The following is a 25,266-nucleotide window of genomic DNA, read 5'->3' on the forward strand; positions in this document are numbered from 1 at the left end:
TTCAATGCCCAAAGGCCTCACTTTTCTGCCATCGCTGGCCCTGGCCGCCGTGATGGCCCTGCCACTGGCCGCCCAGACCCAGCCGGATGCGACCACTGTGGTTGCGCGCGTCAACGGGGACGAGATCACTTTGGGTCACGTGATCGCCACCGCCGCAAGCCTGCCGCAGCAATACCAGCAGATGGAAGACCAGGTCCTCTTTGACTTCATCGTCGAGCAGCTGGTCCAGCAGCAATTGCTCAGCCAGGAACAGGAAGGCCTTTCCACCTACAACGCCCTGACGCTCAAGAACGAGGAACGTTCGCTGAGGGCCGTGCAGACGGTTGCCGAAATCACCGGCGGTCTGGTGACGGACGAGTCGATTCAGGCCGCCTATGATGCGCAGATCGCCGAGTTTGAAGGCGAGGACGAGTACGAGGCCAGCCACATTCTGGTAGAAACCGAGGATGAGGCCAAGGAAATCAAGACCCAGCTGGACGATGGCGCGGATTTCGCGGAGCTCGCCAGGGAAAAATCCACCGGCCCGTCTGGCCCCAATGGCGGCGTGCTGGGCTGGTTCGGCAAGGGTCGCATGGTGCCCGAGTTTGAGGCCGCCGTGCTGGAACTGGAAGTAGGCCAGATCTCGGATCCTGTGCAGACCCAGTTCGGCTGGCACGTGATCATCCTGAACGATCAGCGCAAGTCCGAGGCCCCCGAACTTGCCGATGTTCGCAATGAACTGGCCCAATCCATCCAGCAGGAAGCCATTCAGGCCCGTATCGACGAACTGACCCAGAAAGCCCAGATCGAGCGTCCGGCGCTGGAAGGTGCCGGTCCGGAAATCATGCGGCAGCTGGATCTGATTCAGGAGTAATCCCCTTGGCCAATATCACTAAAGTGTCGCCGCTGGCACCTGCGGCCTTCCCCGACCTTCCGGCCATCGACGGCGTGCGTTTCGCGACGGTTGAGGCCGGTGTGCGCTATCAGGGTCGTACCGATGTCATGCTGGCAGTGCTGGATCCGGGCACATCCGTGGCCGGGGTATTCACCCGCTCGGCGACCCGCGCGGCCCCGGTGCTGGATTGTCAGAACAAGATTGGCGGATCCAGCGAAGGACCGGCAGCGATCGTTGTGAACTCGGGCAATGCCAACGCCTTCACCGGCCATTATGGCCAGACCTCGGTGGCAGAAGTAACCCAGGCCGTTTCCAAGGCCACCGGCGTTCCGGTCGAACGGGTCTTTACCTCATCAACCGGCGTGATTGGTGAACCGCTGCCGCATGAACGCATCGTGGCCCAGCTTGAGACGCTGAAGGCGGGGCTCAGCCGGCATGCGATCGAGGATGCCGCCCGCGCCATCATGACCACCGATACTTTCCCGAAAGGGGCATCGGCGCAGGTTGCGATTGACGGCAAAACAGTCTCTATTGCAGGGATTGCCAAGGGCTCCGGCATGATCGCGCCGGACATGGCGACGATGCTGGTCTACATCTTCACGGATGCCCGGGTCGAGCAATCGGCACTGCAGGCGATGCTGGGCGCGCAGACGGACCGGACGTTCAACTGCATCACTGTCGACAGCGACACCTCGACTTCGGACAGTCTGCTGTTGTGCGCGACGGGGGCCTCGGGGATGGATGCCACCGGCAATGGGGCGTTTGCAGAGGCGCTGGAAGGCGTCATGCTGGATCTGGCACAGCAAGTGGTGCGCGACGGTGAAGGCGCCACGAAATTCGTGGAAATTCGCGTGACTGGTGCGGCCTCGGATGCGGATGCCAAGGTGCATGGGCTGGCTATCGCCAACTCTCCGCTGATCAAGACGGCCATCGCGGGCGAGGACCCGAACTGGGGCCGTGTGGTCATGGCTATTGGTAAGTCCGGTGCCGCGGCAGACCGTGACCTTCTGAGCATCTCTTTCGGTGACATTCTGGTGGCTGAAAAAGGTTGGGTCAGCCCGGATTACCGCGAAGAAGACGCGGCCGCATATATGAAAGGTCAGGATCTGGTGATTGCCGTTGATCTTGGGCTGGGCGAGGGCAAATCCACCGTCTGGACCTGCGATCTGACCCACGGCTATATCGAGATAAACGCGGATTATCGCTCGTGAAACCGGAGCAATTCCAGCAAAAGTGGAGCCCGGTTTTGCGTCCGGGAGTGCGACCATGAAAACCGTATTGGTGTCTGCGGTCGCTCTGATCGATATCGAAGGCCGGGTTCTGCTGGCGCAGCGCCCGGAAGGCAAATCCATGGCCGGTCTGTGGGAGTTCCCCGGCGGCAAGATCGAACCCGGCGAAACCCCCGAGGCCGCGCTGATCCGCGAATTGCACGAAGAACTGGGTATCGACACCTGGGCGTCCTGCCTGGCCCCACTGACCTTTGCCAGTCACAGCTATAGTGACTTCCATCTGCTGATGCCGTTGTTCGCCTGCCGCAAATGGCAGGGCATCCCGCAGTCGAAAGAAGGGCAGGCGCTGAAATGGGTCCGCGCCAACGACTTGCGCAACTACCCCATGCCTGCCGCAGATGTGCCGCTGATCCCGATCTTGCGGGACTGGTTATAAGTGGAATGCAAAGGGCATTCAGGGTGATCAGTCTGGATGTCGGGAACGTGGACCTGGCAGCTGTTTCTTTTCGCAAATGGTCAGCACAAACTGCGCCCTTCTGGTAAACGACACCAAGCCGTCACGCCCTAAAGGAAAATCCAGCAGATCGCATTGTGCCGACCCAGATCGAATGGCCCAACCGCAACTTTCCGATGGAGGGGTCAGACTCCGAGCAGGCCAAGCAAACGGCTTCACCGGTGCGTCGGACACAAACGAGCAGTTGGACTCACGGTTTTCTCGCGATAAGCCAGTATGTTACGCCCAAGGCTAGGCCGATTGCCGCGTAACCAAGAAAGTACTGCGGCTCCAGATTCTTGTCGTCGAGCGTGATGATTTTTCGTGCGACCGCCATCAAGGCCGTCGCGACCACAAGCTTGATGTGGATGACGTCAGCGGTCAGATAGAGCGTGATATTTGTATAGATCTCAATTGCGATAAGAACGACCAATACAGCGCTAAAAACTGTAAGAAGGTCACTGACTTCCAAGATGTAGACAGGCGGTTCCAGCAACTTCTGAAATGTTGTGAAACCTGCGTCTATAATAGCCATCAGAATGATTCCGAGCATGAGCACTGACAATGCTCTGACACCGTGGCGGATCATCCTGTTGCACCACCGAACGATGGCGTCTTCGTGATCGGGATCTAGTTCCACATGTGCCGGGATCGGTTTGTTATTTTCGCCACTCACTGTAATCTCCAATTCCGTGTTCGTTCACCAGCGTGAGATATTTCATACAGTTGCATCACTCGCCTCGGCTTTGACGGAACTTTTCCATGAAAGGGAATTGGTTTTCCAGTCCGATCTGTTGGTCGTCACAACGCCCCGTCGATGGCTCCCGGAAAACTTTGAAGCGGTATCAGCCGGTCTGCTGGATCTGTCCGTGTGCCAACGGCCCGTTTTCCGCCCCGCTTTTCCCGGAGGCATAATTTCGTTGCTTGTAAGTTTGGTGCAAATCAGAAGATCACCACTCTACCCCTGTTACAATTCGTAAGAATTGAGAAAACATCAGGAAAAAGTTGACGCTGACTGTGCCACTGTCCCAAATCGGGGCATTGGCGTTCGGACCCTGTTCCGGAACCGCCATTTCCGTCCCCGGGGAGAGGGGTCGGATGGGGAGGAGAAAAGATTGGCTCAGACGCAGTCGGGCGCCGAAGGGATGCAGTCTCTTCCGGCGCTGTTACACCGCAATGTGACCCGGTTCGGGGATGCCCCGGCCTATCGGGAAAAAGAATTCGGGATCTGGCAATGCTGGACCTGGGCAGAAGCGGCCCGGGAAATCCGCGCCATCGCGCTGGGTTTTCTGGAGCTTGGCGTCGAGAAGGGCGACCATATCGCGGTTATCGGCCGCAACCGCCCGGCGCATTACTGGTCCATGGTCGCGGCCCAGATGGTGGGCGCGGTTCCGGTGCCTCTCTATCAGGATTCAGTCGCCGAAGAGATGGCCTATGTTCTGGAACATTGCGGCGCGAAATACGTCGTCTGCGGTGATCAGGAGCAAGTCGACAAGGTCATCGAAATCCAGGGAAAAATGGATCAGGTCAAACACATCCTCTATACCGACAAGCGGGGGATGCGGAAATACGACCATAGTCAGATGAACACTTTGGCCGATATCATGGCCGAGGGCAGCGCCGGCCATGCGCGGTTCGATGAGGAGTTGGACAAGCGCATCTCCGAGATCACCTATGACGACACATGTGTGATGCTTTACACCTCGGGCACCACCGGCAAGCCCAAGGGCGTGGTGTTGTCGAACCGCAACGTGATCGAGAGCGCCAAGAACTCGGCCGATTTCGATCATCTGACACGGAACGAAGACATTCTGTCCTATCTGCCGATGGCGTGGGTTGGGGATTTCATCTTTTCGATCGGACAGGCCTATTGGTGCGGCTTCTGCGTGAACTGCCCTGAAAGCGCCGACACGATGATGACGGACCTGCGCGAGATCGGACCGACCTACTTCTTTGCCCCGCCGCGCGTGTTCGAGACGCAGCTAACCAACGTGATGATCCGGATGGAGGATGCGAGCAAACTGAAGCAGCGCATGTTCCACCACTTCATGGCGCATGCCAAGAAGGTCGGAGGCCTGCTGCTGGACGGCAAGCCGGTGGGTTTCGGCGACCGGATGAAATACGCGCTGGGCAATCTGCTGGTGTATGGTCCGCTGAAGGACACGCTTGGTTACGGTCGCTTTCGCGTCGGCTACACGGCGGGTGAGGCAATCGGGCCGGAGATTTTCGATTTCTACCGCTCGCTGGGCATCAATCTGAAACAGCTTTACGGCCAGACCGAAGCGACGGTCTTTATCACCGTTCAGCCGGATGGAGAGGTTCGGGCCGACACGGTTGGCGTCCCTGCGCCGGATGTCGAACTGAAGATCGACGACAAGGGCGAGATTCACTACCGCTCGCCCGGTGTGTTCGTCGAGTATTACAACAACCCGGAATCGACTGCATCGACCAAAGATGCCGAAGGTTGGGTGGCGACCGGGGATGCCGGATTTATCGAAGAAAGCAGCGGCCATCTGCGGATCATCGACCGCGCCAAGGATGTGGGCAAAATGGCCGACGGGTCCATGTTCGCGCCGAAATATGTCGAAAACAAATTGAAGTTCTTTCCTGACATTCTTGAAGTTGTCCTGTTCGGCAACGGCAAGGATCGCTGCGTGGCCTTCATCAATATCGACCTGACCGCTGTCGGCAACTGGGCCGAACGTAACAACGTGGCCTATGCGTCCTATCAGGAACTGGCGGCGCATCCCCGTGTGTTAGAGACGATTCGCGGCCATGTGGAAGAGGTCAACAAGTCTGTGGCCGCTGACGAAATGTTGTCGGGCTGCCAGGTGCATCGCTTTGTGGTTCTGCACAAGGAACTGGATGCGGATGACGGTGAAATGACCCGGACCCGCAAGGTGCGGCGCGGCTTCGTTGAAGAGAAGTTCCACGACATCATCCAGGCACTTTATGATGGGTCCGAGAGCATTTCGACGACCACGGAAGTGACCTATGAGGATGGCCGCAAAGGCGCGATCAGCGCGACCTTGAAGATTGTCGATGCGCCGGTCGTGCCTGTCGCGCAGCACAAGGTGGCGGCAGAATGAGGGCCGGTCGTACGCCGCTCGACCTGCGGTCATCGCCCCGCCCGCCGTCCCGTTTTTCCAAACGTCAGGGAGCGACTGATGCTGGATAATTCCGAAGGATATGTCACCGAAGACGGCCGCAAGATCGGCGGTGTGGTGATGGAGATGAAGAACATCACCTTGCGCTTTGGCGGCGTCGTGGCGATCAAGGATATCTCGTTTGACATCCGCGAAGGTGAAATTCGCGCGATCATCGGCCCGAACGGGGCCGGTAAATCCTCGATGCTGAACGTGATTTCCGGGTTCTATGTTCCGCAGGAGGGTGAGGTCTGGTTCCACGGATCGAAACGCCCGGCGATGCGCCCCTACGAAGTGGCGCGCCAGGGCATTGCGCGCACGTTCCAGAACATCGCCCTGTTCGAGGGGATGAGCGTGCTGGACAACGTGATGACCGGCCGCCTGAACTTCATGAAGACCAACGTCCTGCAGCAGGCGTTTTGGAAGGGTAAGGCCGAGGCGGAAGAGGTCGAGAACCGTGAGGCAGTCGAGAAGATAATCGACTTTCTTGAAATTCAACACATCCGAAAGACGCCCGTGGCGCGCTTGCCATACGGGTTGAAAAAACGCGTCGAGCTGGCCCGTGCGCTGGCTGCGGAACCCAAGCTGTTGCTGCTGGATGAACCGATGGCGGGCATGAATGTCGAAGAGAAAGAGGACATGAGCCGCTTTATCCTCGACGTGAATGACGAGTTCGGCACCACGATTGCCCTGATCGAACACGACATGGGCGTGGTGATGGACCTTAGCGACCGGGTGGTCGTGATGGATTACGGCAAGAAGATCGGCGACGGCACACCCGACGAGGTGCGCAACAATCAGGAAGTCATCGACGCCTATCTGGGGGTCAGCCATGACTGAAGCCTTGGCAGAATTGGGGAGGGGCTGACATGCCTGAACAACTCGTATTTGCGATGGAGGTCATCCTCAACGGTCTGATGGCCGGGGTGCTTTATGCACTGGTCGCGCTGGGCTTTGTGCTGATCTACAAGGCGTCCGGGATTTTCAATTACGCGCAAGGGGTTATGGCCCTGTTTGCGGCGATGACACTGGTCGGGATCATGAACGGTCAGGTGCCCTTTGCGCATCTGATCAACGCGATCTTCGGCACCCATGTCCACTATTTCGGCTGGAACGTGCCCGCGTTGCTGGCGATCATTCTGACAATGGCGGTGATGGTCTTGCTGGCCTGGGCGGTGCAGCGGTTCGTCATGCGCCATCTGGTCGGGCAGGAGCCAATCATTCTGTTCATGGCGACCATCGGTCTGGCCTATTTCCTTGAAGGCGTGGCCGACCTGATGTGGGGATCCGAGATCAAGACGCTGGATGTTGGCCTGCCGCAGGGTATCAACCTGTGGATTGACGAGACGACGTTCAACATCTTTGATTACGGCTTCTTCATCGACAATCTGGATATCGTGGCGACGGTCATTGCGGCGCTGCTGGTGGCGGCGCTGGTGACCTTCAGCCAGTACACCAAACAGGGCCGGGCGATGCGCGCCGTGGCGGATGATCACCAGGCCGCGCTGTCGGTCGGCATTTCGCTGAACTTCATCTGGGTCATGGTCTGGTCGGTGGCCGGATTCGTGGCACTGGTCGCAGGGATCATGTGGGGCACCAAGTCCGGCGTGCAGTTCTCATTGTCGCTGATCGCGCTCAAGGCGCTGCCGGTGTTGATGCTGGGCGGGTTCACCTCGATCCCCGGCGCGATCGTGGGCGGGCTGATCATCGGTGTGGGAGAGAAGCTGTTCGAATTCGCGATCGGCCCGATGGTGGGCGGCGCGACCGAGAACTGGTTCGCCTATGTTCTGGCGCTGATCTTCCTCGTGTTCCGGCCTCAGGGTCTGTTCGGTGAGAAGATCATCGAAAGGGTTTAGGTCGTGCAGAAGCTGATCGCCATCATTAACGTCATCGCCTGGGCCGGGTTCTGGGCCTTCGGCTACATCGCGATCACAGCCGAGGGGCTGACGGACGGTCAGTTGATGATCGCCGCGATCCTGGCGTTTGCCGGTTTGGTGACGGGCGTGCTGGCCTATATGAAACTGGTGCGCAACACCGAGCAGAGCGGTTACGCCAAGTCTTCAAAACAATTGGACGCTGCGACCCGGAACCGGGCGCAGGAAGAATGGGGAAAGTAAGACATGTTCTATCGTGAAGCCGGGGACTTCAAAGTCTCGTACGTGGATGACAGCCAGACTTTCCCGATCAAGTTTGATCGGTACCGCTACTACGTGGTGCTGGCGGTGGCGTTCGGGATCATTCCGTTCATCATCAACGATTATTGGGCCAACGCGCTGCTGTTGCCGTTCCTGATCTACGCAATCGCGGCCATCGGGCTGAACATTCTGGTGGGCTATTGCGGGCAGGTATCGCTGGGGACCGGCGGGTTCATGGCTGTGGGCGCATATGCCTGTTACAAGCTGATGACGGCCTTTCCCGATGTCAGCATGTTCATCCATGTCCTGCTTGCCGGAGGCATTACGGCCATCGTGGGTGTGCTGTTCGGTCTGCCTTCGCTGCGGATCAAAGGGTTCTATCTGGCGGTGGCCACGCTGGCGGCGCAGTTCTTTCTGGTCTGGCTGTTCAACCGGGTGCCGTGGTTCTACAACTATTCCGCTTCGGGTCAGATCAATGCGCCCGAACGTGATGTGTTCGGCATCATCATCACGGGGCCGAATGCTCCGGCCTGGGCGACCTATCTGTTCTGCCTGATCTTCCTGACGGTCAGCGCGCTGATTGCCCGCAACCTGACGCGCGGCACCACCGGGCGCACATGGATGGCGATCCGTGACATGGACATCGCAGCCGAAATCATCGGGGTGAACCCGCTGAAGGCCAAGATCAGCGCCTTCGCCGTCAGTTCGTTCTTTGTCGGCATAGCTGGTGCGCTGTTCTTTGCGGTCTATCTGGGCGCGGTCGAAGTGGGCGAGGTGTTCGGCATCCAGAAGTCGTTCCTGGTGCTGTTCATGGTGATTATCGGCGGATTAGGCTCTATTTTCGGATCCTTTGCCGGGGCTGCGTTTCTTGTGCTGTTGCCGGTGGTTCTGAAGGTCGTCGGGGTCGACGTTCTGGGCTGGCCCACCGATATCGTGGCGCATCTTCAGCTTGTGATCGTCGGTGCGCTGATCATCATGTTCCTGATCCTGGAACCACACGGGCTGGCGCAGCTGTGGCGCGTGGCCAAGGAAAAACTCAGACTCTGGCCGTTCCCGCACTAAACGGAACCGGCCCAATCATAAGACGGGTGCAAAGCCCGAAACCGCATCGGAATAACCAAGGGAGGAAACACCCGATGAACAAGAAACTGGCAACTATGGCGCTGGGCGCTCTGATGGCCGCAGGGCCCGCTTTGGCGGATCTTGTGATCCCGGACCTCAGCTATCGCACAGGGCCTTATGCTGCGGGCGGTATTCCGTTCTCGGACGGCTACAACGACTATTTCACTCTGTTGAATGAGAGGGATGGCGGTATCGGCGGTGTTCCCGTTCGTGTTGTCGAATGCGAGACCGGCTACAACACCGAAAAGGGTGTGGAATGCTATGAATCGACCAAGGGCGAGGGCGCGCTGATCTATCAACCGCTGTCGACCGGCATCACCTATCAGCTCATCCCGAAAGTGACGGCCGATGACATCCCGCTTCACACCATGGGATATGGCCGGACTTCGGCCCGCAACGGCAAGGTGTTCAGCCATGTCTTCAACTATCCCGCCAATTACTGGGACGGCGCCTCGGGCGCGGTGAACTATCTGCTGGAAGAAAATGGCGGTGATCTGAACGGCAAGAAAATCGCGCTGGTCTATCACAACTCGGCCTACGGCAAAGAGCCGATCCGCACGCTGGAAGAGCTGTCCAAGAAGCACGGTTTTGAACTGTCCACGCTGCCGGTAGATCACCCCGGTCAGGAGCAAAAGTCGCAATGGCTGCAAATCCGCCGCGAAAAGCCGGACTACGTTCTGATGTGGGGTTGGGGCGTGATGAACCAGGTCGCAATCCAGGAAGCCGCGAACATCCGTTTCCCGATGGAAAATTTCATCGGCGTCTGGTGGTCGGGTGCGCAGCATGACGTGCTGCCCGCAGGCGACAAGGCGAACGGGTACAAGGCCGTCACCTTCCACGCGGTCGGTAATGACTTCCCTGTATTCGATGACATCAAAACGCATGTTGTCGATGCCGGTAAGGCCGCAGGCGCAGGCGATCAGGTCGGTACCGTTCTGTACAACCGCGGTCTCTATTCCGCGATGCTGGCCGCCGAAGCGATCAAGGACGCGCAAGAGGCCAACGGAACTGGCGATGTTACACCGGGCATGGTGCGCGACGCGATGGAGAACCTCAACATCACCGAAGAGCGTATGGCCGCACTGGGCATGCCGAACTTTGGCCCAACCTTCCAGGTGTCGTGTGACAACCATGGTGGCCCCGGCCTGATCGGTGTGTCCCAATGGGATGCCGGCACCAAGACCTGGAGCCTGATTTCCGACTTCAAGCCAACCGATGGCGAAGTGATCGGCGCGCTGGTTGCGGAAGATTCTAACGCGTACGCGGCTGAAAACAACGTCGCACCCCGCTGCGAATAAGAGAAGACTCCGCGCCCCGGAGCGATCCGGGGTCGCCAAACAATCGGAGCGGCGGCGTGCCTGCCGCTCCTGATGAACCGCCCCGGATGGGGCAGGCATGAGGAAACACGCTGATGCTGGATGCGGCACAAACCACTGACGTGCAGGCGGAAACCCTGCTTGAAGTCAACAATATCGAGGTGATCTACAACCATGTGATCCTCGTGCTGAAAGGCGTCAGCCTGACTGTGCCCAAGGGCGGTATCACGGCCCTGCTGGGTGGCAATGGTGCAGGCAAGACGACGACGCTCAAGGCGGTGTCAAACCTGCTGCATTCCGAACGGGGCGAGGTGACCAAAGGTTCCATCAAATATCGCGGAACCAGTGTTCACGAAAGCGATCCGGCTGATCTGGTGCAGAAAGGCGTGATCCAGGTGATGGAGGGCCGCCATTGCTTTGAACACCTGACGGTCGAGGAAAACCTGCTGACCGGTGCCTATACCCGCAAGGATGGCAAGGCCGCGATTCAGCAGGACCTTGAGCTGGTCTACACATATTTCCCCCGCCTCAAGGAACGCCGCCGAAGCCAGGCCGGTTATACCTCGGGTGGCGAGCAGCAGATGGTTGCGATGGGACGGGCGCTGATGTCCCGGCCCGAGACAATCCTGCTGGACGAACCGTCGATGGGATTGGCGCCGCAGCTGGTCGAAGAGATTTTCGGCATTGTGAAGGATCTGAACGAGAAAGAAGGCGTGTCCTTCCTGCTGGCCGAACAGAACACCAATGTCGCGCTTAGGTTTGCGCATTATGGATACATTCTGGAATCGGGTCGCGTCGTGATGGACGGCCCCGCCGCAGAATTGCGCGAAAACCCGGATGTAAAGGAATTCTATCTCGGCATGTCGGACGAAGGCCGCAAGAGCTTTCGGGATGTGCGCTCTTATCGCCGCCGCAAGCGGTGGCTGTGAGCGGATGGAGGATTTGGCGATGACTTACTTCGATGCACTCGAAACCCGCTCGGCCGATCAACGTTTGTCTGATCAGACCCAGGCATTGCGCGCGCAATTGCAGCGGGCGAAATCGGCACCGGGATTTGCGGCTCATTTTGCGGATGCGGATGTCGACGCGGTTGCCACGATCGAGGATCTGGCGAAGCTGCCGGTTTTGCGGAAGTCCGACCTGACACAGGGGCAGGCCGCACGTGCGCCATTTGGTGGGTTCACGGTAAAACCGGCGCGTCATTTCCACCATGTGTTTCAATCACCGGGTCCGATATACGAACCGGGCAGCACGGATCACGACTGGTGGCGCATGGGCCGGTTTCTGCACGCCGCCGGAGTCGGACCCGGAGACATCGTGCAGAACTGTTTTGGGTATCATCTGACACCGGCCGGAATGATCTTTGAGAACGGCGCGCGGGCCGTCGGCGCTGCCGTGTTGCCAGCGGGCACCGGCCAGACCGAGCTTCAGGTCACTGCTGCCCGTGATATCGGATGCACCGCATATGCGGGAACGCCCGATTACCTGAAAGTGATCCTGGATAAGGCTGACGAGATGGGCGTTTCGCTGAATTTCTCGAAGGCGGTTGTGGGCGGGGGTGCGCTGTTTCCCTCATTGCGGCAGGACTATGCCGACCGGGGTATTTCCTGCCTGCAATGCTATGCCACGGCGGATTTGGGCAACATCGCCTATGAAAGTGCCGCGATGGAAGGGATGATCATCGACGAACATGTCATCGTCGAGATCGTCACCCCCGGCACCGGAATTCCGGTTGCACCCGGCGAGGTTGGCGAGGTTGTGGTCACGACCTTCAACCCGGATTACCCGCTGATCCGCTTTGCCACCGGTGACTTGTCGGCCATCATGCCGGGCCAGTCCCCTTGCGGGCGGACAAATACCCGCATCAAGGGCTGGATGGGCCGCGCCGATCAGACCACCAAGATCAAGGGCATGTTCGTGCGTCCGGAACAGGTTGCGGCGCTGGTGGACAAGCACGAGGAAATCGTCAAAGCGCGCGTGATTGCAGCCCGCCAGGGCGAGATGGACATGATGACGGTTCAGATCGAAAGCCCCTGCGAAAACGACGCGGCCTATGCCAAATCGGTCGTCGAGGTCCTGAAGCTGAAGGGCGCGGTCGAGGTGGTTGCACCCGGCTCGCTTCCCAAGGATGGGCTGGTTATCGAGGATCAGCGCGTCTACGAATGACGCATCGGAACAGTCTGCGGCAGTAAGTGCCGCAGAATTGTTGCCCCGCCTACTGGCTTTTCGGAGCGTTTTGGTCAATGAAAGACCAAACCTGCGCATTTGCCACTCGTTAGCCGGGACAATGGCCGAAATAGAGTATTCAGAACACGGATCCCGCAACCGCGGCGTATTGGGCACCAGGATTGTCGGCGGGGTCGCTCTTTTTGTGGCTGCGGCCTGTCTGCTGCCGATGGTGGCGGTTGTTCTGGCGGCCGCAACCGGTGGTACGGCCACGATCTCGCATCTGATGTCCACGGTTCTGCCCGGATACGCGCTGACCACGGCGGTTCTGGTGGTCCTGGTTTCGGCGGGGACCTTTTCGATCGGTGTCGGTGCCGCGTGGCTTGTGACCATGACACGCTTTCCCGGTGTGCGACTTCTCGAGATCGCTCTGGTTCTGCCCCTGGCCTTTCCGGCCTATGTTCTGGCTTATGCTTACACCTTTATTCTGGATCACCCCGGCATTGTTCAAACCAACCTGCGGCAAATAACGGGTTGGGGGCCACGCGACTACTGGTTCCCCGAAATCCGCTCGACCGAAGGCGCGGCGGTCATGCTGATCCTGGTACTGTATCCCTATGTCTATCTGCTGGCGCGCGCGGCGTTCATACAGCAAAGCGGCTCGGCCTTTCTGGCGGCCCGGGCGTTGGGCAACAGCCCGTGGATGGCATTCTGGCGCGTGTCCCTGCCGATGGCGCGCCCGGCGATTGCTGGCGGTGTTCTGCTGGCAGTGATGGAGACCATCGCCGATTTTGGAACAGTCGCCTATTTCGGCGTTCAGACTTTTGCCACCGGGATCTATACAAGCTGGTTTTCCATAGGCGACCGCGCTGCAGCCGCTCAACTGGCCCTGTGCCTGCTAGGGTTCGCGCTGCTGATGGCCGTAGCCGAACGGACCCAGCGCGGCAAAGCCAAATACTATCAGGCCGGTAAAAGCCACGCCGCGCTGCCAACAGCACATTTGAAAGGCTGGCAGTCGGTCGGGGCATTTGTCCTGTGCATCATTCCGGTCGTCCTGGGTTTTCTTCTGCCGGTGATCATACTGGTGCAGATGGGGATGACCTCAGAACAGAACCTTTTGTCGCGGCGCTATATCGGGTTCATCCAGAACTCACTAACTTTGGCCGGTATAGCCGCTGTGGTGACCGTGTTCGCCGCCATTTGCGTGGGCTTTTATCAGCGCCTGAGACCGGGGCGCGTCTCGTCAGCGGCGGCTTATCTGGCGCGGCTGGGATACGCGGTTCCGGGCGGTGTCATTGCGGTCGGTCTGATCGTGCCTTTTGCCGGGTTCGACAACGCGCTGGACGCGTGGATGCGCAAGACCTTCGATATTTCGACCGGGTTGCTGATCACCGGTTCGATCTGGTTGCTGGTCGCGGCGTATATGGTGCGGTTTCTGGCCGCCGCGCTCAGCGCCTATGAAGGCGGACAAAGCACGGTTCACGCAAATATGGATGCCGCGTCGCGGTCTTTGGGCCAGACGCCGCTGGCGACGCTGCGGCGGGTGCACCTGCCGATTCTGACGCCATCGCTGCTGACCGCGCTGCTGATCGTGTTTGTCGATGTCATGAAGGAACTGCCCGCGACGCTGATCATGCGGCCCTTCAACTTCGACACGCTGGCAGTGCAGGCTTACAGATTGGCGTCTGATGAGCGGCTGGAAGGGGCTGCCGTACCCTCGCTTGTGATACTGGCTGTTGGATTGTTGCCCGTGATCCTGATCTGCCGGCAGGTTGGCCGCAGGTAACAGGTTCAAGGCAAAATGAACCAGTGTGTCTGCCTCGGGGTTGATTAAAACAGAATTTCCGGCAAGGCTGAGAGTATGAACATGCAGCCACCCAGCGGGTTTTCTGCCAGCCCGGCTCAGATGCCAGTCGCTTTTGACCGGCGCGAGATGACCCAGATCCTGTCTGTTTATGGCCGAATGGTCGCCGCCGGAGAATGGCGCGACTATGGCATTTCAAACCTACGGGATACGGCAGTTTTTTCGATCTTCCGACGCACGGCCGAGCATCCGATTTATCGGGTGGAAAAACACCCCCGCCTTCGTCAGCGGCAAGGAATGTACTCGGTCATTGGCATGGACGGTCGCATTCTGAAACGCGGCCATGACCTGCGCACCGTGTTGCGCGTGCTTGAGCGGAAGCTGATCCGGGCGGTTGACCTGGATTAGAGCCTTTTATGTGACGTAACCGGCCCGTCGCCTTGTTCCCGGATACGGGCAATGGCCCGATCCATCGGTTCATATACGACCGCCATATCGTGGGCGTTGGCGTGCAGCAGCATGTTGTTGCCGCTGACCCAGGCCACATGTCCTTTCCAGAATAACAGATCGCCCCGTTTTGCGGGTGCATCCTGCGGCACCAGGTGTCCCAACGCCCTTTCCTGATCGCCACTGTCACCGGGGCAGGCAATGCCACAGGCCAGCAACCCGGCCTGAACAAGCCCCGAGCAATCCAGGCCGAACCGGCTGTTGCCACCCCAAAGATAGGGCGTGCCCAAAAACAGTTCGGCTACGGCAACCGGGTCATTCACTGTGTCGGAAATTGTGGTGGCGTGGGTGGACGGAATGAACCCCAGCTCGGTCTCAAGAAACCCGTTTTGCTTGGAAAGAGCTTGAACCTTGCTGCCAAAACTCAGCGATGCCCGATCCGCGCTTTTGATGTCCGCCCGCTCATAGGTATGAGTCGACGGGGCAATGATCCAGTGGGTCGGTGACGCCTCGGGCCCCAAACGGTCTGTCGCAACCCAGCCCTGATACCCGTCCTTGTCCGAAGTAATACGGCTCCACCCTTCCCGGTTTTCACGGACCTCAACCGTATCACCAAACAGCAATTGACGGTCGCGCGGTCCGTTGGGTTGGCGCAGAAGGTCGACAACCGGTTCGATGATGCGAAGACGGCTCATAGGTCCAACAACTCCGGCAACGCGGCCAGCAAGGCCCGAGGGCCTTGTCCAAGGCCACCTTTGCTGCGTCCCGGCTCCTTGGCGCGTTGCCATGAATAGATGTCAAAATGCATGTAGCGACTTTGGCCGGCAAAGCGTCGCAGAAACAAGGCCGCAGTGATCGAACCTGCGAACCCGCCCGATGGGGCATTGTCCAGATCTGCTATGCCGGGTTCGATCAAGGCTTCATAAGGTTCGTGGAACGGCATCCTCCAGACGGGATCCGCCGCTAACCGCGCCGCGCCGGTCAGAATTTCCGCCGCGCCATCGTCATCGGTATAGAATGGAGCCAGATCCGCTCCGACCGCAACGCGCGCCGCGCCGGTGAGCGTGGCCATCGAGATCAGCAGGTCCGGCTGCCCCTCATCTGCCAGTGTCAGGGCATCGGCCAGAACCAGCCGCCCCTCTGCATCGGTGTTGTTGATCTCGACGGTCAACCCCTTGCGTGAGGTCAGGATGTCGCCGGGACGGAATGCACTACCCGAAACCGCGTTTTCCACGGCAGGGATCAAGACCCGAAGCTGTAGCGGAAGGTTCAGGGACATGATCATGCGGGCCAGACCCAGCACATTGGCCGCCCCGCCCATATCCTTTTTCATCAGTCCCATCGCCGCCGCCGGTTTCAGATCCAGCCCACCGGTATCGAAACAGACACCTTTGCCCACCAGTGTCAGTTTGGGGCCGCTGGTGCCCCAGTTCACTTCGATCAGCCGAGGTTCCTGCGCGGCGGCACGACCGACAGCGTGGATCATTGGAAAGTTGTTTTCCAGCAGAGCGTTGCCTGCGATCACGTTGCAAGAGGCCCCAAAGTCCTGCGCGAGCGTTTCCGCGGCGGCCTGCAACTGATCCGGTCCCATGTCGGAAGCTGGCGTATTGACAAGATCTCGGATCAGCGCCTCGGCGGCGGCGATCGCTTCAATCCGCGCGCTGTCCAACCCGTCGGGTGCAACCAACCTGGCACCAACAGGAGACTGGCTGGCGTAGCGATCAAATGTGTATCCGGTCAAAAGCCAGCCAAGGCTTTCTGTGTCCAGCGCATCCTCGGGTACACCTGACGCTATGTGGTAATTGCTCTGCGGCAACGCTTCGGCCGCGGCCGCCAGAGGAAAACGTTTGCGCGCCCGCGTGGCGCCCGTTCCGTATCCCGCAACTGCGCAGCCCGGCACACCATCAGTGTCTGGTATCAACAGGGCCTGTCCCAAAGCACCGGTGAAACCGTTGACGGCAATCCATGATTGCACTTTCGCGCTCTGGTTTTTAAGCCAGTCCTCCAGCCGGGATTGTTCGATCACATGAAGCGGCAAGGACGGTTCAGAGGCAGGTGCAAAGGACAGGGTCATAGGGTTCTCGGCTGGCTCGGTTCGCGCCCAGACTAGCCACCGGACGCGCGCCTGCAACCCCCGTCAAACGGAAAGATCCTGCTGATCCCAAATTGCCGTCAGCGACCGCTCGCCCACACGGATCAGACGGCACAGCGTCGCCCCCGAGGCAACGGCGTCCCCGGCATCCACTGTCCGGGCCACATCATTTGCCACATGGGCCAGCGCCGTCATTCCGATCTGATCGGCAATCGCCACCAGTGATCTGGCGCATTTGCGCAGATCGGCCCAGTTGCGTTGCCGCCAGAAACGTTCGCAGTTCGAAAGCCGCACGGCCAGTTCTTCAACGGTTCGGCACATGACATCCAGCGCGTTCTGGTCACCAAGTTGACGGCACAAGCCGCCAATGCGATCCGGATCCAGCCGCACGGATTCCGTGTGCTCCAGCGTGATTACATTATCCACCACGTTCACCCCTATGTTCATGCCCCCACGGCACAGGCAGAGAATGCGCCCCATAATCTTTGCAAAACCTTGCATTGGGTCGGGAAAGTTCTTCGAATTTATGTTGAATTCCGTTTGCGTGGCGCGGCAAAGTCAAGCTGGCGCGGCTCTGGTCCAATCTGGCGCCGCCGGTTTTTGAACATGAGATTATTCTGCTTGGAATCGGAGACAGCCATGCGATGGATAAAACGAATTCTTCTGATTTTACTTGTATTGATACTGGTTCTGGTGGGCGCGTCCTATCTGCTGCCCGGTAAGGCCGAAGTCTCGCGAAGCGTCACCATCAACGCGCCGGCTGCTGCCATCTTTCCTTTTGTGAACTCGATGCAGGCGACCGAGAAATGGTCGCCATGGCTGTCGCGCGATCCGGAAACCAAACTGGCCTACAGCGGCCCAGAAGCCGGCGTCGGGAATACCCTGAACTGGAGCTCTGAGCATCCTCAAGTCGGATCGGGATCACAAGAAATCATCGAAAGCGTTGAAAACCAGTTCGTCAGAACCGCGCTGGATTTCGGATCCATGGGGACGGCAAGTGCGTCGTTTACTTTGCAGCCCGAAGGCGATCAGACCGAGATTTCGTGGGGCTTTGAAAGTGATCTTGGTATGAACCCCATGTCGCGCTGGATGGGGCTCATGATGGATGAATGGGTCGGCGGGGATTACGAGCGCGGGCTTTCCAACCTCAAAGAACTGGTCGAATCCGGCCAGTAAGGCACAAACAGGCTCTAAAAAGCTGAAAAATGAGTTCTCAGGGCAGGCTGATGCGGGCCCTGATTCCCATATGGTCGGATCCCATGAACGGGCGCAGTTCCGCCGTGCCCGTCGTGCCATTGGGCACCAAAAGATTGTCGATCGGCATCGGCATCATCCAGTTGCCAAGAATGTGCGTGTTCATAACTGCGCCAAACACGTGATTGCCGGCAGCCATACCGATACGGCGCACGCTGCTGCCCCAATGGGCCATGTTGAAGTCCCCGGCGATCAGAACAGGGCCGTCCAGTTGTTCGATTTGGTGGGCGATCTTTTTGCTCTGTTCGAACTGGCCATAAGGGTAGGGCCAGTTGAGGTGAACGGAGACAACCCAAACCGGCTGACCACCCGGACCGATGACCTGAAGACCCACCAGTCCAAGCCCCTGTAGGCAAAGTTCTGAATCCTCAACAATGGCCAGTCTGGTCAGTATCGCAACGTTCTGCTCGGGCCTGAACTCACATATTGCCGATGTCGGGTAATTCCCGAACAGGTTTTCCATATATTGCCTGTTGTGGCTGGAAACTTCCTGAAGTGTCACGATGTCCGCGTCCGAAGAAAGGATGTCGTCAGCAAGGGAATACCGGGGCCATGCCACAGACATCAGGTTCTTTTGATACAGGGTCACACAAGGATCATCGCATTCGTCTGAAACAGGTACGAGCCCGGCGGCAACGGACCCCACCGCAATCACTGCGAAAGCAAGGGAGGCCAACGCGAAACCCCTGGCACGCACGGCCATGAGGATCGCGGCAAAGACGATCAGCAGCACGCCAATCTGGGGCCTCATCAGGGCGACCGAGTCACCGGGTGCAAAATACCGTCCGGTGAATCCAAAGATCACCAAACCCATGAGAAGCGTTGCACAACCCAGAATAGCGGATCGGGCAAACCTGTTGTTGTTCAGGAAACGCACGTTCTGCCTCAATCGAAATGCTCAGGGCAAACACTGTGCATTTTGTGGTGTATACGTCCAGTTGAAACTGGTGTGAGGGTCTCGAACGTCCGGCCTATCACCGGGCCGGGGCCGAGAAAAAAGGGCCACTTCATGTGAAGCGGCCCCTTCGTACATTCGGATGGGAAGAATTCAGCCCTTTTTCAGAACCTCACGGCCCAGCAGCTCGGCAATCTGAACGGCGTTCAGGGCCGCACCCTTGCGCAGGTTGTCCGACACACACCACAGGTTCAGACCGTTCTCAACGGTCGAGTCCTGACGGATGCGGCTGATGAAAGTGGCGAAATCACCAACGCATTCAATGGGCGAGACGTAGCCGCCCGCCTCACGCTTGTCGATCACCATGATGCCGGGTGCCTCGCGCAGGATGTCGCGGGCTTCGTCTTCGTCGAGGAATTCCTCGAACTCGATATTCACCGCCTCGGAATGGCCGACAAAGACCGGAACACGAACGCAAGTGGCCGTGACCTTGATCGACGGATCGACAATCTTCTTGGTTTCGACAACCATCTTCCACTCTTCCTTGGTCGAGCCGTCTTCCATGAAGACGTCGATCTGCGGAATGACGTTGAAAGCGATCTGCTTCTGGAACTTCTTCGGCTCAACCTCGTTGATCGGGTTGTACACGGCCTTGGTCTGATCCCACAGCTCGTCCATGCCTTCCTTGCCTGCGCCCGAAACCGACTGATAAGTCGACACGACAACGCGCTTGATCTTGGCGCGGTCATGCAGCGGTTTCAGCGCCACAACCATCTGCGCGGTCGAGCAGTTGGGGTTGGCGATGATGTTCTTGTTCTTGTAGTCGTGGATCGCCTGCGGGTTACATTCCGGCACGATCAGCGGAATGTCAGGGTCATAGCGATACAGCGACGAGTTATCGATCACCACGCAGCCGGCAGCCGCGGCTTTGGGCGCATAGTCCTTGGTTGCCGCTGAACCCACGGCAAACAGCGCGATGTCCCAACCGCTGAAATCGAACGTATCCAGATCCTTGGTCGTCAATGTCTTGTCGCCAAAGCTGACCTCGGTGCCCAGCGAACGGCGGCTTGCCAGCGCGGCAAGTTCGTCCACGGGGAACTGGCGTTCAGCCAGGATGTTCAGCATTTCGCGGCCCACATTGCCTGTGGCGCCAACGACGACGACGCGATAGCCCATATCATGTCTCCTGAAGTCTAAGGACGCGCGTTCATAGCCGCGTTGCGGCGAAGAAAAAAGACTAATCGAAGCGAATTTCGGCGCGGAACACCAATTTGACACCGTTGCGGCGGGTCAATGCGCCTCCAACAAGGATCGATAGACCCGAACGATGGCTTCTGCCTCGCCCTCGATTCGAAAATTCTTCTCGACATGGGCCCGTGCAGCCTGCCCGGCCAGCGCCAGTTTTTCGCGGTCTTCCAACATGTCCTGCAACGCGCCCGCCAGCGCCTTTGCATTGTCTTTCTCGACCAGACGGCCGGTCACACCATCTTTGATCTGCGCGCTGAATGCGCCAACACCGTGACAGGCGATGGCAGGCACACCCGACGCCATCGCCTCGAGCGGGGTCAGGCCGAAGCCTTCGTGCCGTGCAGGGGCCACGAACAGGTCCAGCGCGCGATAGGTTTCCACGATCTCTTCCCACGGACGCTCGCCCAGAAAATGCACCCGGTCCGCCAACCCGGCGGCCTTGAGCTTTTGTTCCTGTTCCTGCTGAAAGCCTTCGAACTCTTTGGTGGCCCGGCCGGTGAAGATAATCTGCGCATCAGGGTGGGACGGCAGAACCTCGATTGCGGCGTCCACCAGAAGGTCCACGCCCTTTTGCGGGCGGATACGGCCAAAACAGCCGATCAGAACGCCATCGGGCAGACCGAGCTTCTGGCGCAGGGCTTGCTTGGAATGTGCGGGATGAAACAGGTCCGTGTTCACTCCGTGCATGATGACAGTTGCCGGGTGTTTCAGAAACGAAGCCGCCTGCGGTGTGGTCGCGATCAACGCATCCATCTTCGAGATCAGCCACTTGGTAAACCCCGAATGATCGCGCTGCGCGGCCGAAGTGAAGAGCAGGCGGAAATTGCGCCGGAACAGATGTTTCAGCGCCAGTCCTGCCAGCATCTCGGTGTTGCGCCGGGCATGCCAGACCCGTTGCACCCGGTTCGATAGAAACGGGACCTTCCAAAGCCGGATATGCGGCAGATCGTCGGGCAGGCCGGGGCCTGTCGCGCGAATTTCGATCATGTCGCGTTGGATCGGTAAAAGCCGAATGATCGTTGTGGTCACGCCTGACAGGCTGTGTTTCAGGTTGGGTGCGATGACCTCGATTTCCCGCACTGTGATCTCCTGTTCAGGGTTGATTGGCATCAGTCTATGCTGTCGCGGCTGAATAGGTAAATCAGGCAGCCAATCGCAACTGTTATGGCAAAGAACCCGAAAATGGCCGTATAGGGCGCAGCGGGCCCGGCGCCTACAGTAGCGGCATGAAGCCGCCCGGTGGCAAACTGCGCCACGCCAACGCCGCCAATTCCAAACAGGTTCAGCAGGGTGACGCCCCGGCCGACCAGATGCGGGGGAATGAAGGCACGGCCATGCGCCATGATCACGGGAAATGTGGCGCCGGTAAATCCGATCAGGGCCAGCAGGATGACGGACACCCAGACCGCGTCGGCGACCCAGATACACAACAGGATCAGGGACACAGCGCTCAGCGCGTTGCCGCCGAAGATCACCAATTTGCGCGTGCCAAGAATGCGGTCAAGCGGGCCATAGACAAAGGTTCCCGCAATCATCGCTGCACCCATTACCAGGGTTGCCTGCCCGATTTGCGCGGTGCCCAGGCCAAAGACGTCCTGCAGGTACGGCCCGGCCCACAATCCTCGCAGCGCGCCGGAAGGCGCATAGGCCACCAGCATCAACGGAAGTATCGTCCAGAGCGCTGGTTCCCTGAGCAGATCCAGCAACGATCCTTTCTGTTCTGTTTCGATCTTATGCGGATCGTGTACCGTCAGCCAGATTCCAATCGCTACAAAGCCCGAGATCGCCGCCAGTCCGGCCAGCGTTGCGCGCCAGCCCATCAGTTCGACCGCCAGTGCCGTCGGGTACGAGGCCACCAAATTACCGACGGAACCGACACCCAGCATGACGGCGGCCAGCGTGGCAAAACGGGCGGGTGGAAACTCGCGCGCGAAGATATAGTACGAGGCCATCAGCACCGGAGAACACCCGATCCCGATCAGGGCCATCGCGATACTGATATGCAACGGCGCAGTTGCCATCGCAAAAACAGCGGCGCCTCCTGCACCGCCGATCATTAGCAGCAAGGAAGCGGTCAGGCGGGGTCCGATCCGGTCAAGCGCCCAGCCGACCGGAATCTGCATCAGGGCAAATATGAAGAACCACAAGCCCGAGGCAAAGGCCAGGTCCTCGGGCGTGGCCCCCAGGTCCCGGCCAAGATCCACGCTGAGCACAGCCAGAAAAGCGCGAAAAAACTGGCTGAGCACATAGGCCAGACACAAAACCACCAATCCTGCCTGCATGATCTGCCCTCAACCTGAATACGGGCCATGCTTGGCATGTCGTGCCACCATGCACAAGCGCGTGTGCGATGCTGGATTTGGCGGACAGACATCACAATCGGGCTATTGTTCAAATCAGGAACCGACACAAGGCACCAACGCTGAGGGGACAATGAAAGACGTTCATTCCGATTTCTATGAATCCCTGCCGCTTGTGCGGGACTTTACCGAACTTGCAAAGCCTGCGCGATTTACACCGGTGCCGGATGACTGGGTTGTCGGGGTTGCTGATATCGTCGATTCGACCGGTGAATTCGCGCGAGGCCGGTACAAGACCGTGAACATGGTCGGAGCGGCGGTGATTTCGGGTATGATCAACGCATTGGGCGGCAAGCTGTTTCCCTATATCTTTGGCGGCGACGGCGCGGGTTTCGCCGTCCCGGCCGGCGCAGCGGATACAGCCTGCGCCAGCCTGTCCGCTTTGCAGCGCTGGGCGCATGAAGAGTTTTCGGTTTCCCTGCGCGGCGCCGTGGTGCCGGTTGCGGATATCCGGAATGCCGGCCGGGATGTGCGCGTTGCCCGCTATGCGCCATCGTCGGGCGTGGACTACGCGATGTTCTCGGGCGGTGGGCTGGCCTGGGCCGAGACGCAGATGAAGTCGGGGCAATACGCTGTTCCCGATGCGGCACCCGGCGCGCAACCGGATCTGACGGGCTTGTCCTGCCGGTGGTCCAACAGCCCGGCGAAACATGGCCAGATCGTATCGCTGGTTGTGCAACCGACCGCGACCGCGACAGAAATCGATTTTGCCGATCTGGCGCAGTCGGTGCTGTCCGTGTCCGAGGCGCTGGATCGCGCGGGCCACCCGGTGCCGGTCAACGGGCCGCCAATCTCGTGGCCGCCGCCGGGTATTGCGATCAATGCGCGTGTGATGCGCGCCGGCGGCAACATTCTTTGGCACACTGTGAAGATGTTGGGTGAAAACCTGTTCATCTTTCTGCTGTTTCTGTCCGGCAGGCGACTGGGCAGTTTCGAGCCCCAGCACTACAAGGAAATGGTTAGCAAAAACGCGGATTTCCGCAAATTTGACGACGGCCTCAAGATGACGCTGGATTGCGATCAGGCCACGCTGGCACGCATCCGGCAGATGTTGGAACAGGCGCGCCAGCAGGGCAAGATCCGCTATGGCATCCATGCTCAGGACGAGGCGATGATGACCTGTTTTGTGCCCTCTGCCGTTCGCGATGATCACGTTCATTTTGTTGACGGCGCATCCGGCGGTTACGCCCAGGCCGCCGCCGGGATGAGGGCTTAGTCTCTAAGGTGTCAGGCCACGGGCAATGTCCGTTATGACGTCATAGGCCATCATCACGTCCTGGTCCATGGTCTCAAATTGTCCGGCCTGAAACCGGATGACCAGATCGCCATCCACACGTGTTTGTGTCAGATAAATCCGCCCGTCATCATTGATGGCGTTGACCAGCCGCAAATTCAGATAATCCGGGTCAGCGCAGCCTTCGGGCATGTACCGAAAGGACCAGAGTGACCACATGGGCGCCGTCGTGATCTGAAAATCCGGTTCCGACGCAAGTTTGTCATGCAGCGCTTTGGACCAGTTGACGTGATTTCGCATCCGCTGGCGCAGGCCTTCCAGCCCGTAGGAGCGTATCACGAACCACAGTTTCAGCGCGCGGAAGCGACGCCCCAATGGAACGGACCATTCCGAGTAATTGACGATCCCGTCTTTACCATGTGTTTTTAGGTATTCCGGGCTGATAGCCAGCGTCTGGACCAGATCTTCGGGCTTCTTCAGGAAATGCGCGCAGCAGTCGAACTGTACCCCCAGCCACTTGTGGGGGTTGAAGACGATGCTGTCAGCCTGTTCGATCCCGGGCCAGTAGTGCCGGTATTCGGGGCAGATCATGGCCGACCCGGCCCAGGCTGCATCGACATGGGAATAGAGGCCGTATTTGGCGGCGATTTCTAAGCAACGATCCACAGGATCGGTTGCCCCGACGCCGGTCCCGCCGACGCACAAAATGACGCCCGCAGGCTGTAAATCAGAGTCTAAATCTGCCTGAATGGCCGCTTCCAGCGCGTCGGGGTCCATTCCGCGCCAGTCGCCCTTGATGGGAACACGCACAAGGTTGTCTTCGCCAATTCCGGCAACCCAGATGGCCCTGTCGATTGAGGTGTGAACCTCGGATGAACAATAGATGCGCAGGGGTTTCTGCGCGAACAGCCCCTGTTTGTTGCCCTGCCAGGCCAGTGCCTTTTCCCGCATCGTCAACACGGCGGCCAGCGTCGCCGACGAGGCCGAGTCCTGAATCACACCGGCGAATCCGTCCGGCAAATCCAAAGCCTGCCGCAACCAATCCATCATCCGGGTTTCCATCTCGGTTGCAGCGGGCGAGGTTTGCCACAACATACATTGCGGTGCGATGGCGCTGGCCAGAAACTCACCCAGAACCGATGGGGCCGAGGCGTTGGAGTTGAAGTAGGCAAAGAACCGGGGGTGCTGCCAATGGGTGATGCCGGGCATTACGATCTGCTCAAAATCCCGGAAGATGTCTTCCATGGGCTGGGCGGTTTCGGGCGGTTCAGACGGTAACGCATTCAAGACCTCACCCGGTTCGCACCGTGCCCGGACGGGCCTGTCGCCAACGGTTTCGTGATAGTTCTGCGTCCAGTCAGCGACTTTTCGGCCCCATTCCGCGAATTCGTTCCACTGCATGCTGTTCCCCGTGTTTCCGCCTGATCCGGGATGTCCCGGGTGTTTGAATT

The 25,266-nt window shown here is 59.0% G+C and carries 24 protein-coding genes; 15 read left to right on the top strand and 9 right to left on the bottom strand.

What is annotated here, in order from left to right:
• The first annotated feature begins 4 nt into the window (after nt 1-4).
• Genes ACR0CG_RS05140 through mutT form a run of 3 tightly spaced genes read left to right on the top strand, consistent with a single transcriptional unit; the run spans nt 5 to nt 2,539 of the window.
• On the top strand, nt 5-853 hold the full coding sequence (locus ACR0CG_RS05140) for a peptidylprolyl isomerase (RefSeq protein WP_480523111.1): 849 nt from the start codon (nt 5-7) through the stop codon (nt 851-853).
• 5 nt (nt 854-858) lie between these two features.
• Nucleotides 859-2,085 carry a bifunctional glutamate N-acetyltransferase/amino-acid acetyltransferase ArgJ gene (gene argJ / locus ACR0CG_RS05145; protein WP_480523113.1) on the top strand — a complete coding sequence of 409 codons (1,227 nt, stop codon included), beginning with the start codon at nt 859-861 and terminating at the stop codon, nt 2,083-2,085.
• A gap of 55 nt (nt 2,086-2,140) precedes the next feature.
• Entirely contained in the window at nt 2,141-2,539 is a 399-nt protein-coding gene (mutT, locus tag ACR0CG_RS05150; RefSeq protein WP_480523115.1) for an 8-oxo-dGTP diphosphatase MutT, read from the top strand.
• 268 nt (nt 2,540-2,807) lie between these two features.
• Here the strand turns inward: mutT and ACR0CG_RS05155 are convergent, their stop codons facing one another.
• The gene (locus ACR0CG_RS05155; RefSeq protein ID WP_480523117.1) at nt 2,808-3,272 is read right to left on the bottom strand and encodes a phosphate-starvation-inducible PsiE family protein; all 465 of its coding nucleotides are present in this window, start codon (nt 3,270-3,272) and stop codon (nt 2,808-2,810) included.
• A gap of 469 nt (nt 3,273-3,741) precedes the next feature.
• On the opposite strand from ACR0CG_RS05155, the gene ACR0CG_RS05160 reads away from it, so the two are divergent.
• The 10 genes from ACR0CG_RS05160 (at nt 3,742) to ACR0CG_RS05205 (ending at nt 14,693) form a co-directional block, all read left to right on the top strand.
• Nucleotides 3,742-5,685 carry an AMP-binding protein gene (locus tag ACR0CG_RS05160; protein ID WP_480523174.1) on the top strand — a complete coding sequence of 648 codons (1,944 nt, stop codon included), beginning with the start codon at nt 3,742-3,744 and terminating at the stop codon, nt 5,683-5,685.
• A gap of 78 nt (nt 5,686-5,763) precedes the next feature.
• A complete protein-coding gene (locus ACR0CG_RS05165; protein ID WP_170680230.1) occupies nt 5,764-6,582 on the top strand; it encodes an ABC transporter ATP-binding protein in 819 nt (272 codons plus the stop codon).
• Nucleotides 6,583-6,611: 29 nt separating this feature from the next.
• Nucleotides 6,612-7,598 carry a branched-chain amino acid ABC transporter permease gene (locus ACR0CG_RS05170; protein WP_480523119.1) on the top strand — a complete coding sequence of 329 codons (987 nt, stop codon included), beginning with the start codon at nt 6,612-6,614 and terminating at the stop codon, nt 7,596-7,598.
• 3 nt (nt 7,599-7,601) lie between these two features.
• Nucleotides 7,602-7,859 (top strand): hypothetical protein, encoded by a 258-nt coding sequence (locus ACR0CG_RS05175; protein ID WP_170612645.1) that lies wholly within the window; start codon nt 7,602-7,604, stop codon nt 7,857-7,859.
• 3 nt (nt 7,860-7,862) lie between these two features.
• Nucleotides 7,863-8,939, top strand: a complete 1,077-nt coding sequence (locus tag ACR0CG_RS05180; RefSeq protein ID WP_170612643.1) for a branched-chain amino acid ABC transporter permease — start codon at nt 7,863-7,865, stop codon at nt 8,937-8,939.
• 74 nt (nt 8,940-9,013) lie between these two features.
• Nucleotides 9,014-10,297, top strand: a complete 1,284-nt coding sequence (locus ACR0CG_RS05185; protein ID WP_170612641.1) for an ABC transporter substrate-binding protein — start codon at nt 9,014-9,016, stop codon at nt 10,295-10,297.
• 113 nt (nt 10,298-10,410) lie between these two features.
• A complete protein-coding gene (locus tag ACR0CG_RS05190; RefSeq protein ID WP_170612639.1) occupies nt 10,411-11,244 on the top strand; it encodes an ABC transporter ATP-binding protein in 834 nt (277 codons plus the stop codon).
• 19 nt (nt 11,245-11,263) lie between these two features.
• A complete protein-coding gene (locus tag ACR0CG_RS05195) occupies nt 11,264-12,481 on the top strand; it encodes a phenylacetate--CoA ligase family protein (protein WP_480523176.1) in 1,218 nt (405 codons plus the stop codon).
• 121 nt (nt 12,482-12,602) lie between these two features.
• Nucleotides 12,603-14,267, top strand: a complete 1,665-nt coding sequence (locus ACR0CG_RS05200) for an ABC transporter permease (RefSeq protein WP_480523121.1) — start codon at nt 12,603-12,605, stop codon at nt 14,265-14,267.
• 75 nt (nt 14,268-14,342) lie between these two features.
• Entirely contained in the window at nt 14,343-14,693 is a 351-nt protein-coding gene (locus ACR0CG_RS05205; protein WP_170824992.1) for a DUF2794 domain-containing protein, read from the top strand.
• Here the strand turns inward: ACR0CG_RS05205 and ACR0CG_RS05210 are convergent.
• The 3 genes from ACR0CG_RS05210 to ACR0CG_RS05220 form a co-directional block, all read right to left on the bottom strand.
• Nucleotides 14,690-15,427 carry a C40 family peptidase gene (locus ACR0CG_RS05210; RefSeq protein ID WP_480523123.1) on the bottom strand — a complete coding sequence of 246 codons (738 nt, stop codon included), beginning with the start codon at nt 15,425-15,427 and terminating at the stop codon, nt 14,690-14,692. The genes ACR0CG_RS05205 and ACR0CG_RS05210 overlap by 4 nt on opposite strands.
• Complete coding sequence (locus ACR0CG_RS05215; RefSeq protein ID WP_480523125.1) at nt 15,424-16,806, bottom strand: leucyl aminopeptidase family protein; 1,383 nt, start codon at nt 16,804-16,806, stop codon at nt 15,424-15,426. Before ACR0CG_RS05215 ends, ACR0CG_RS05210 begins: the two co-directional genes overlap by 4 nt.
• Nucleotides 16,807-16,869: 63 nt before the next feature.
• Nucleotides 16,870-17,259, bottom strand: coding sequence for a hypothetical protein (locus tag ACR0CG_RS05220; protein ID WP_480523177.1), 390 nt, complete (start codon nt 17,257-17,259; stop codon nt 16,870-16,872).
• Between the two features lie 204 nt (nt 17,260-17,463).
• Between ACR0CG_RS05220 and ACR0CG_RS05225 the strand changes: the two genes are divergently transcribed.
• The gene (locus tag ACR0CG_RS05225; RefSeq protein WP_480523127.1) at nt 17,464-18,000 is read left to right on the top strand and encodes an SRPBCC family protein; all 537 of its coding nucleotides are present in this window, start codon (nt 17,464-17,466) and stop codon (nt 17,998-18,000) included.
• A 37-nt stretch (nt 18,001-18,037) separates the two neighbouring features.
• Here the strand turns inward: ACR0CG_RS05225 and ACR0CG_RS05230 are convergent, their stop codons facing one another.
• The 4 genes from ACR0CG_RS05230 to ACR0CG_RS05245 all read right to left on the bottom strand — a co-directional run bounded on the left by ACR0CG_RS05230 (nt 18,038) and on the right by ACR0CG_RS05245 (nt 22,503).
• A complete protein-coding gene (locus ACR0CG_RS05230) occupies nt 18,038-18,955 on the bottom strand; it encodes an endonuclease/exonuclease/phosphatase family protein (protein ID WP_480523129.1) in 918 nt (305 codons plus the stop codon).
• A 171-nt stretch (nt 18,956-19,126) separates the two neighbouring features.
• Nucleotides 19,127-20,149 carry an aspartate-semialdehyde dehydrogenase gene (locus ACR0CG_RS05235; RefSeq protein WP_170612623.1) on the bottom strand — a complete coding sequence of 341 codons (1,023 nt, stop codon included), beginning with the start codon at nt 20,147-20,149 and terminating at the stop codon, nt 19,127-19,129.
• 114 nt (nt 20,150-20,263) lie between these two features.
• Nucleotides 20,264-21,331, bottom strand: a complete 1,068-nt coding sequence (locus ACR0CG_RS05240) for a glycosyltransferase family 4 protein (RefSeq protein WP_480523132.1) — start codon at nt 21,329-21,331, stop codon at nt 20,264-20,266.
• Entirely contained in the window at nt 21,331-22,503 is a 1,173-nt protein-coding gene (locus tag ACR0CG_RS05245; RefSeq protein WP_480523133.1) for an MFS transporter, read from the bottom strand. The genes ACR0CG_RS05240 and ACR0CG_RS05245 overlap by 1 nt, the downstream gene beginning before the upstream one ends.
• A gap of 151 nt (nt 22,504-22,654) precedes the next feature.
• On the opposite strand from ACR0CG_RS05245, the gene ACR0CG_RS05250 reads away from it, so the two are divergent.
• The gene (locus tag ACR0CG_RS05250) at nt 22,655-23,797 is read left to right on the top strand and encodes a DUF3095 domain-containing protein (RefSeq protein WP_480523135.1); all 1,143 of its coding nucleotides are present in this window, start codon (nt 22,655-22,657) and stop codon (nt 23,795-23,797) included.
• Between the two features lie 3 nt (nt 23,798-23,800).
• Here the strand turns inward: ACR0CG_RS05250 and ACR0CG_RS05255 are convergent, their stop codons facing one another.
• The gene (locus ACR0CG_RS05255; RefSeq protein ID WP_480523137.1) at nt 23,801-25,216 is read right to left on the bottom strand and encodes a pyridoxal phosphate-dependent decarboxylase family protein; all 1,416 of its coding nucleotides are present in this window, start codon (nt 25,214-25,216) and stop codon (nt 23,801-23,803) included.
• Nucleotides 25,217-25,266: the final 50 nt, after the last annotated feature.

The sequence above is a fragment of the Ruegeria sp. AB8 genome (assembly GCF_056542605.1).